A 9,543-nucleotide genomic window follows, 5' to 3' on the forward strand; every position below is an offset into this window, starting at 1 on the left:
GAGGGGCACCGTGCCCTCGCCGGCCAGGGCCCGCTGGGCCGAGCCGGTGATCGCCTCCAGCTCCGCGGCGAGGCGGTCGTAGGTGGCGCGGGCCTCGCGGTGCACCCAGGCGATCGAGGAACCGGGCAGGATGTCGTGGAACTGGTGCAGCAGGACCGTCTTCCAGATTCGGTCCAACTCCTCGTAGGGATAAGGGAATCCGGTACGCACGGCGGCCGTGGCGGCCCACAGTTCGGCCTCGCGCAGGAGGTGTTCGCTGCGGCGGTTGCCCTGCTTGGTCCTCGCCTGGCTGGTGAGGGTGGCGCGGTGCAGTTCCAGGTAGAGCTCCCCCACCCAGACCGGCGGGTGGGCGTACTCGGCCTCCGCCTTCGCGAAGAACTGCCCCGGTGTCTCCCAGACGACGGTGGCCGAGCCCTCCAGATCACGCAGGCGGGCCGCCTTGGCGACCATCTCGCGGGTCGTGCCGCCGCCCCCGTCGCCCCAGCCGGTGGGCGCGAGCGAGTGACGGGCGGATCCCTTGTCCTTGAAGTTGCGGGCCGCGTGGGCGATCTCGCCGCCCCGCATGGAGCAGTTGTAGGTGTCGACCGGCGGGAAGTGCGTGAAGATCCTCGTGCCGTCGATGCCCTCCCACAGGAAGGTGTGGTGCGGGAACTTGTTCGTCTGGGACCAGGAGATCTTCTGGGTGAGCAGCCACTTGGCGCCCGCGGCCCTGATGATCTGCGGCAGGCCGGCGGCGAAGCCGAAGGTGTCGGGCAGCCAGGCCTCTTCGTTCTCGATGCCGAACTCGTCGAGGAAGAACCTCTTGCCGTGCACGAACTGACGGGCCATCGCCTCCGAGCCGGGCATGTTGGTGTCCGACTCCACCCACATACCGCCGGCCGGCACGAACCGCCCGTCGGCCACCGCCTTCTTCACCCGGGCCCACACCTCGGGCCGGTGCTCCTTCACCCACGCCCACTGCTGGGCCTGCGACATGGCGAAGACGAAGTCGGGTTCGTCCTCCAGGAGGGCGGTCATGTTGGACGTCGTACGGGCCACCTTGCGGACCGTCTCGCGCAGCGGCCACAGCCACGCCGAGTCGATGTGCGCGTGGCCGACGGCGCTGATGCGGTGCGCGGAGGGGACTGCGGGCGCGGCCAGGACACCGGTGAGACAGGAACGGGCCCGCGCCGCCGAGCCGCCCACGTCCTGCAGGTCGATGGCGTCCAGCGCCCGCTCCAGCGCGCGCAGGACGTCCCAGCGGCGGGCGGACTCCACCGGCAGCTCGGCCATCAGCTCACCGAGCACCTCCAGGTCGATCACGAGCTGCCAGACGGTCTCGTCGAAGACCGCGAGGTCCATGCGCGTGAGCGTGTACTGGGGTTCGCCGCCCGCGGTCTCCCTGTCGCCGAGGAGTGTGGGCCGGAAGGGGTGGTAGTCGAGGATGACCGGGTTGGAGGCGGCCTCGATGTGCAGCCGTACCTCCTCGCCCCCCTCGACGGGCGCTCCCACGCGGACCCACTGGTTGCGCGGGTTGAGGCCCTTCACGGGGGTGCCGTCGGGGCGGTAGACCAGGCCCTCGCACTGGAAGCCGGGCATGTTCTCGTCGAAGCCGAGGTCGAGCAGGGCCTCGACGGTCTTCCCGGCCCAGGCCTCGGGCACGGTTCCGGTCACCCGGAACCAGCTGGTGCCCCAGGGAGCACCCCACCGGGCGCCCACCTCGATCGGCTCGGGCTCGGCCGCGAGCCCCTCGTCGACGGGTACGGGCTCGCCGGGCGCGTGCCACACCGCCACCTCCAGGGGCACGGATTCGGGGTACACGGCGGGGCGGACGCGCTCGTCGAGGACGCGCCTGAGGCGGGCTTCGACCAGGCTGCGGTCGTCATGCATGCGGGGTGCTCCGTTGCTGGGTCGAGGGTGGTCACCAGGTGTGCGTGACGGTCACGGGGGCCGACGCGGTGTACAGCTCCCCCACCGACCGGACTTCGAACCGTGCCGCCCGCTCGCCCTGCTCGGGCCGGAGTCCGGAGACGAAGTACGCCCGCTGGCAGGTGCCGCCGAGGAAGCGCCGGGTGCCGTCGGGAAGGAGACGGTGGAGTTCGTAGTGGCGTACGGGGCCGGGAGCGGCGCTCCAGGCGAAGCGCAGATCGCCCCCGGAGGCGGCGGTGATCCGCGCTCCGCAGGGGGCGGCGGGCGGCCGGGCGCCGTCGCGGACGGCGAGCCCGCCCAGCCGCCAGCGCACGGGACCGTCGGTGGCGGTGAGGCGGACACCGATGGCGTGCACGGTGCCGGACAGCCCTGCGAGCCGTACGGTCGAGGTCTGCCAGCCGTTGACCGGGTTCACAGCCCGCCCTCGGCGGCGGGCGCTGACCGGGTTCACAGACAGACAGGTGTACGGGGGTGTCGCGCCGGCGCCGCTCGGCTCGGCGGTGGCGACGGCGAGCTCGACGTTCACGCTCCCAGCGTCGGTGCGATGCGTCAGCTCGACAACCGTGTCGGCGCTGATCGGCAGCCGTGTCGCGTACAGGTCCAGTACCGCTGGTTGATCCGGTTCGCCCTCGACCAGCACGCTGCTGCCGCCCCGCCACGCGTCCGCGAAGTCGAAGGTGACGGTCGGCCGCTCACCAGCCGTCCGCACCACCCACCGGCGGGACGGCAGCCGGTCCTGGAGACCGAGGTGGTTCCACGGCACGTCCGAGGTGACCGCCCCGTCCTCGTACCAGCGCAGCCCGTGCCCGGTGTTGAAGACGCTGGCGAACGGCATCGCCGACACCGTCGACCGGTCCGCGACCGACACCGCGGGCGCCCGCCAGGGGTCCGTCCCGTCCGGCCGCGCCGGATCCGGCGACCGCCCGGTCCAGAACCGGTCGTCGGCGGCGTGGAAGTCGCCCGGGGTGTGCCCGGCCGGAAGGTGGTTGCGGGTCCACTCGGGGCGGTAGAAGCCGATGGAGGCGACGTGCGCCTTGCCCGACGGCAGGATCGCATCCCAGTCCACGGGGGTGTTCGAGCCGTTCGACTCGACGTCTACACCCGCCCACAACTCGTAGCGGGCACGCCCCAGTTGCTCGGCCCTGCGCCCCGAGGCGGCGAGCGTGCCGGCGCTCCACCGGAAGTCGACGAACATGTCGTCGGCGGCCTGGAAGAACGTCTGGTTCTGACTGTTGAGCGCCCCCTGCCAGCTCACGGACCCGTTCACGGTCATGGCGTCGTACCAGGTGACCCGCTGCCCCTGCGCGGCGGCGAGGGACTTCAGCTCCCGTACGAAGCCGAGCACCGCGGCGCCCAGCGCACTGTTCCCGCCGCCCGTCTCGGCGTTCACGAACCACCCGTCGAAGCCGTACGCCGCCGCGACGGCGACCAGCTGTGCCGCCAGCGGAAAGCGCCCGGCGGAGTCCTTTTGCACGAGGTCGCGGGTCCACTGGAGCTGTCCGCCGTAGGCGACGGGCGGCAGGAAGATGTTGCCGAGTACGGGGACGCCGTGCCGGTGGGCCGCGTCCACGACCGGCGCGTTCGGGGCGAGGATCAGCCCCTCGCCCGCCGAGCCGCCCCAGAAGACCAGTTCGTCGAGGTACGCCCAGTGGGTGAGGGCGTAGTAGTCGGCGGTGGCCGACCCCTGGGAGGGGTTGCTCGACGTGGGCCCGAAGGAGACCAGCGCCTGGACCCGGGCCTGCCCCGAGCGGGCGCTCGTGTTGGCCGGGGTGGGGGTGAAACGGGCGGCGAGCGGCACGGTGGCCGCGTTGAAGGCGAGGTCGGGGTCGTCGGCGGCCCGCCAGCTCTTCAGGCTGCGCCAGGTGACGCCGGTGCCCGGGGTCCCCGACGGGAGTGAGTCGGGATACCAGTACGAGGCGAACGGGGCGGTCGCCGCCGGGCGCCCCCTCGTGGCGGCCGTGGCGGACGGGGACGGTGCCAGGGCGAGCGCGCCGGTGGCTGTCAGGACGGTACGTCTGGTGGGGTTCACGAGCAAGTGCCTCCTTGTGGGGTGGGGAGTACCTGGTCGGGAGCGAGGACCTCGGTGATGCCGCGCGCGGTGAGGTGTTCCGTGTCGTTCGCGCGCGTGTCCAGGACGGTGGTGGGGCGGGCGCCGTCGGCGGTCAGCCGGAAGAAGGCGTCGAAGACCGGTCCGCCGGGGGCGCACCGGGGACGGAGGGCCGGGTCGGCGGGCACGACGAGCGCCGTGGTGCGGATCGCGGGCGCGTCCCGGGGTGCGCGGGCCGCGGCCGCCAGCACGTGCGCGAGGTCCTTGGGGTGCCGGTCGTTGGTCATCAGGCCGAGCCCGTATTCGAGTTCGGGGAAGTCGGCGAGCGAGCGGGAGACGTCGTGGGAGCACCACCAGGTGATGCCCCACAGGTCGGGACAGTCAAGGGCGTGGGTCACCGTGGCCCGGGTGAACGCGGCGGCGTGCTCGGCCGGGACGAGGGGTGCGGGCGCGCCGACCTCCTGGAGCCAGACCGGCCGGTGCGGGTCGTCGGCCCAGGCCTTGCTCAGTTCGACCAGGTACGCGCCATGGTGCTCCGTGGGGACGGAGAGAGGGCCGTGCCGCTGCGCGGTGCCGTTGAACACCCAGGAGTGCACCGCGGTGACGGTCCCGCGCCGGGCGGCCTGGGCGGGGGTGAACGGCATGTCGTCCTGGTACCAGGTCGCGTCGTACTCGGCGTGCAGGTGCAGCCTGCCCGGCGCGCCCTCCTCGCAGGCGGTCAGCATCCGCTCCAGCCAGGCCTCGATCTGCGGGGGGCTTGCCCGGTCGGGGTCCGGATGCGGTCCCGCCGAGAACTGGTTGACCTCGTTGCCGACGGTCATGCCGAGGAAGTTGGGCCGGTCGGCGAGGGCGTCGGCGAGCGTGCGCAGGTAGGCGGCCTGCCCGTCGAGGACGTCCGGGTCGGTGAAGAGGTTGCGCCGGTGCCAGGTACGGGTCCAGGCGGGCAGGAAGTCGAAACTGCTCAGGTGCCCTTGCAGTCCGTCCACGTTGACGTCGAGCCCGCGTTCGCCGGCCGCGTCGACCAGGGCGCGGAGCTGTTCGACGGCGCGCGGGCGGATCAGCGCGCGGTTGGGCTGGAAGTACGGCCACAGCGGGAAGACCCGGATGTGGTCCAGGCCCAGCGCGGCGATGGAGTCGAGGTCCGCCCGCACGGAGTCCGGGTCGAAGTCCAGCCAGTGGTGGAACCACCCTTGGCTCGGGGTGTAGTTGACGCCGAAGCGCACGGCAGGAGGCATGCGGTGTCCTTGCGAGCGGTGATCGGGGTTCAGCCCTTGACTGCGCCCTCGCCGACCCCGCGGAAGAAGTACCGCTGGAGGCAGGCGAAGAGGGCGATGAGCGGTGCCACGGCGATGACCGTGCCGGCGGCGACGAGCCGTTCGTCGTTGGCGAAGGTGCCGTGCAGATAGTTGAGGCCGATGGTGAGGGTGAACCGGGACGGGTCGCTGAGCACGATGAGCGGCCACAGGAAGTCGTCCCAGGCGCCCATGAAGGCGAAGATCGCGACGACGGCGAGGGTCCCCTTCACCGAGGGCAGGGCGATCCGCAGGAACCGCTGCCAGGCGTTCGCGCCGTCGACGAAGGCCGCCTCCTCGATCTCGTACGGCAGGTTGCGAAAGGCGTTGCGCATCAGCAGGACGTTCATCGCGCCGATGGAACCGGGCAGGACGACGCCGAGGAGGGTGTTGTTCAGACCGAGTTCGCGCATGGTGGTGAACTGGGCTATGACGATGCCCTCGACGGGCACGAGCATCGCCAGGACGAAGGCCAGGGTGGTGACCCCGCGGCCCCGGTACCGCAGCCGGGCGAGGGCGTAGCCGGCGAGCGCCGAGCCCACGCAGTTGGTGACGACGCTGGCGCCGGCGACCTTCAGGGAGTTGAGGGCGTAGTCCCAGACGGGGATGGTGTCGGCGACCCGCTCGTAGTTGTGCAGGGTGGGACGGCCCGGCAGGAACTCCGGCGGGGAGCTGAAGATGTCATCCGTGGGGCCCTTGAGCGAGGTCGTCAGCTGCCACAGGAACGGTCCGACGGTGAGCGCGAGCACGACGAGCAGCAGTGTGTAGCGCAGGGCGAGCTCCCCGGCACGGATGCGGCGCCCGTGCTCGTCGGTGACCTTCGGCTCCCGGACGGCGGAGGGCGGCCGCACGGAACCCCGGGGCCGTACCTTCTCCAGGACGCTCATGGCCCCTCCTTCCGGTCGGCGCGCAGGACCAGCAGCATCAGCGCGACCGTCACGGCAAAGACGACGACCGACAGGGCGGAGGCGTAGCCGACGCGGCCGGTCAGGCCGGTGCCGGTGCGCTGGACGAGCATGACGAGGGTGGTGTCCTCGCCCGCCGGGCCGCCGCTCGGGCCCGCCATCAGGTAGACCTCGGAGAACACCTTGAAGGCGGCGACCGAGGAGAGCGCGGCGACGAGGACCATGGTGGAGCGCACGGCGGGCACGGTGACCGTGAGGAAGCGGCGCACCGGGCCCGCGCCGTCCACCGCGGCGGCCTCGTGCAGCTCGCGGGGCACGTTCGCCAGCGCGGCCAGATAGATGATCATGTAGTAGCCGAGGCCTTTCCAGACCGTGACGGCCATGGCGCTCAGCAGGAGCAGCCACTGGTCGCTGAGGAAGCCGATCCGGCCGATCCCGGCCGTCTCCAGCAGGGAGTTGACCAGGCCGCGTTCGTCGAGCAGCCACACCCAGACGAGGCCGACCACGACGATCGAGGCGACGACCGGGGTGTAGAAGGCGGACCGGAAGAAGGTGATGCCGGGGATGTTCTTCCGGACCAGGAGGGCGAGCAGCAGCGGCAGGACGACCAGCGCCGGGACGACGCCGAGGACGTAGAGCGAGCTGTTGCGCAGCCCGGTCCAGAACATGTCGTCGTGGATCAGCTCGCGGTAGTTGGCGAGGCCCACGAAGCGGCCCGGGATCAGGGTGCGGCGGTCGGTGAGGGAGCTGTACAGGGTGGAGACGAAGGGATGGAGGACGAAGGCACCCGTGATCAGGAGTCCCGGGGCGGCGAACAGCCAGGGAGTGGTGGGCAGTTGGCGCCGCACCCGGGACCGCGTCGTGAGGTTCGCCATGCCCGGTTCAGCCCTGCTGCCGGAGGAGCCGGTCGCAGGCCTTGACAGCGTTGTCAAGAGCCGTCCCGGGGCTCTCCTTGCCCTGCAGCGCCTTGGCCACCTCGTTGCGCAGCGCGGTCTTCATCTGCTCGCTGAACAGCACCGGCGTGTAGTTGACGGCGTTCTTCAGGGACTTGGCGGCGGCGATCCGTACCCGCGTCTCGTCGGTGCCGTCCTCCTTGGTGAAGTACGGGTCGTCGAGGGAGCCGGCGGTGCTCGGGAAGATGGCGACCTTCTTGGCGAAGGACATCTGGTTCCGCGCGTCGGTCACGTAGTGCGCGAAGGCGACCGCCGCGGGTGTGTGCCTGGTGCGGGAGTTGACCATCACGCCCATCACGTACATGTTGACGTGGCCGGTGCTGGTGATCTGGTCGGTGATGCCGATGTTCTTGTACAGGCCGGGCGCCTGCTTCTTGAAGTTGCCGAGGTCGAGGGCGCTGCCGGGGTTCATGGCGACGGCCCCGGTGAGGAACTTCCTGCCGGAGGACTCCGGGGTCGCGGTCAGGGCCTGCGGGTCGAGGGCCTTGGCGTCGTACAGCTCCTTGTACTTGGTGAGGAGCTCGACCCCCTTCGCGTCGTCGAAGGCGAAGCCGGTGCCCTTCTTGTCCATGAGCTGGACCCCGTAACGGCCGAAGTCCTCGATGGTGGGCACGTTGGCGAGGGTGGCGACCTTGCCGTCGCTCCGCTTCGCCATCTGCAGGGCGTCGGCGAAGAGTTCGTCGTACGTCTTGGGCGGCTGGTCCGGGTCGAGCCCGGCCTTCTCGAAGAGGGACTTGTTGTAGAAGAGCGGGCCGGTGTTCAGGTACCAGGGGAAGGCGTACGTCCCGCTCGTTCCCGGTATCCGGTGGCTCGCCCACGCATCCGGCAGGTACTCGGGTGCGTACTTGGCGGCGGCCTTGTCGAGGTCGAGGGCGAGGCCCGCCTCGGCGAGCGGGGCGACGAGGTCCGGCGAGACGTTGACGACGTCGGGCAGCGTGCCGCCGGCCGCGTCGGCGCTGATCTTGTCGGCGTATCCCTCGGCGGGCTGGTCGATCCACTTCACGTGGGTGCCGGGGTACTTCTCCTCGAAGCCCGCGATGACGCCCTCGAAGTACGACTTGAAGTTGGCGCGCAGGTTCCAGGTCTGGAAGGTGATGTCGCCCTCGACCTTGCCCGAGGCGTCGGCCGGTCCGCCCCCGTCGCCGCCGGAGCCGCAGGCGCTCAGCGGCAGGACGAGGGCGGCTACGGCGGCGGCGGTGAAGGCTCTGCGTGATGTGGGCACGGTGACACGGCTCCCTTGGCGGCGTCGGCGGCTGGGACGCCAGCGACCATGCCCGTGGCCTTCCGGAGAAGTCAATGGATTGACCGTAGCTAAAGAAATTCGGCCGACATTAGTGCAGGTCAACAAGGTGTGGATGAAAACTTGCCAGGGATCACTAATGCGCTTTAGGGTTCTTGCACTCAAGCGCATTAGCTGGAATCCGCGCAGAAATGGGGGCCGATGTGCCAGCCAAGCGATCCCCGGCGCGCCGGCCGACGATGAAGGACATCGCCCAGCGCGCCGGCGTCTCCGAGAGCGCGGTGTCCTTCGCGCTCAACGGCCGTCCGGGCGTCTCCGAGGTCACCCGCGACCGGGTGCGCCGGGTCGCCGAGCAGCTGGGCTGGCGGCCCAGCACGGCGGCCCGCGCCCTGTCCGGGGAAGGCGCGGCCACGGTGGGCTTCGTCCTGGCCCGCCCCGCCCACACGCTCGGCGTGGACTCCTTCTTCCTGCAACTCGTCTCCGGCATCCAGGAGGTGCTGGCGGAGCGTCACCTCGGGCTGCTGTTCCAGGTGGTGGAGGACGTCGCCGACGAGTGCGCGGTGTACCGGCGCTGGTGGGCCGAGCACCGGGTGGACGGCGTCCTGGTCGTGGATCCGCGCGCGGACGACCCGCGCCCCGGCCTGCTCGACGAACTCGGCCTGCCCGCCGTGGTGATCGGCGGCGCGCCGGACGAACGCCACCCCGGGCTGTCGGTGGTCTGGGCGGACGACGCGGGCGCGATGGCCTCCGTCGTCGACGAGTTGACCACTCTGGGCCACCGCCGGATCGTGCACATCGCCGGACTGCCGGACCTCGCCCACACCCAGCGCCGGATCCGGACGCTGCGCGCGGAGGCCGAGCGGCGCGGCCTGACCGAGGTGGAGTCGGTGACGACCGACTACTCGGACGCGGAGGGCGCGGCGGTGACCCGGAGGGTCCTGCGGGGCACCCCTCCCCCGACGGCCCTCATCTACGACAACGACGTGATGGCCGTCGCCGGTGTCGCCGCCGCCGCCGAACTCGGCTTCTCGGTCCCGGCGGGCGTGTCCGTGGTGTCCTGGGAGGACTCGGCACTGTGCCGCATGGTCAGGCCCTGGCTGTCGGCGCGGTGCGGGGGCGGCGGGGGGGGGGGGGCCGCCGCCCCGCGGGAGCTGGTGGGGGTGGTGGGCGGCGGCCGCCGGCGCCCCGAGGGCGTCGC

Annotated in this window: 7 protein-coding genes; 1 reads left to right on the forward strand and 6 read right to left on the reverse strand. The window is 71.5% G+C overall.

The window, feature by feature from the left end:
- The 6 genes from ACFW2E_RS32365 to ACFW2E_RS32390 form a co-directional block, all read right to left on the reverse strand.
- Window positions 1-1,869, reverse strand: a 1,869-nt coding sequence (locus tag ACFW2E_RS32365) for an alpha-mannosidase (RefSeq protein ID WP_384471078.1), incomplete at its 3' end; no start/stop codon positions are given.
- A 31-nt stretch (window positions 1,870-1,900) separates the two neighbouring features.
- A complete protein-coding gene (locus ACFW2E_RS32370) occupies window positions 1,901-3,937 on the reverse strand; it encodes an endo-beta-N-acetylglucosaminidase (protein ID WP_384471081.1) in 2,037 nt (678 codons plus the stop codon).
- On the reverse strand, window positions 3,934-5,190 hold the full coding sequence (locus tag ACFW2E_RS32375) for a glycosyl hydrolase (protein ID WP_384471084.1): 1,257 nt from the start codon (window positions 5,188-5,190) through the stop codon (window positions 3,934-3,936). The genes ACFW2E_RS32370 and ACFW2E_RS32375 overlap by 4 nt, the downstream gene beginning before the upstream one ends.
- A gap of 29 nt (window positions 5,191-5,219) precedes the next feature.
- Window positions 5,220-6,134, reverse strand: coding sequence for a carbohydrate ABC transporter permease (locus tag ACFW2E_RS32380; RefSeq protein ID WP_384471086.1), 915 nt, complete (start codon window positions 6,132-6,134; stop codon window positions 5,220-5,222).
- The gene (locus tag ACFW2E_RS32385; protein ID WP_384471089.1) at window positions 6,131-7,027 is read right to left on the reverse strand and encodes a carbohydrate ABC transporter permease; all 897 of its coding nucleotides are present in this window, start codon (window positions 7,025-7,027) and stop codon (window positions 6,131-6,133) included. The genes ACFW2E_RS32380 and ACFW2E_RS32385 overlap by 4 nt, the downstream gene beginning before the upstream one ends.
- A 7-nt stretch (window positions 7,028-7,034) precedes the next feature.
- On the reverse strand, window positions 7,035-8,327 hold the full coding sequence (locus ACFW2E_RS32390; RefSeq protein ID WP_384471092.1) for an ABC transporter substrate-binding protein: 1,293 nt from the start codon (window positions 8,325-8,327) through the stop codon (window positions 7,035-7,037).
- Between the two features lie 221 nt (window positions 8,328-8,548).
- On the opposite strand from ACFW2E_RS32390, the gene ACFW2E_RS32395 reads away from it, so the two are divergent.
- A partial coding sequence (locus tag ACFW2E_RS32395) for a LacI family DNA-binding transcriptional regulator (RefSeq protein ID WP_384471095.1) occupies window positions 8,549-9,543 on the forward strand: 995 nt, incomplete at its 3' end.

This window comes from Streptomyces sp. NPDC058964 (assembly GCF_042741275.1).
In the GTDB taxonomy this organism is placed as follows: Bacteria; Actinomycetota; Actinomycetes; order Streptomycetales; family Streptomycetaceae; genus Streptomyces.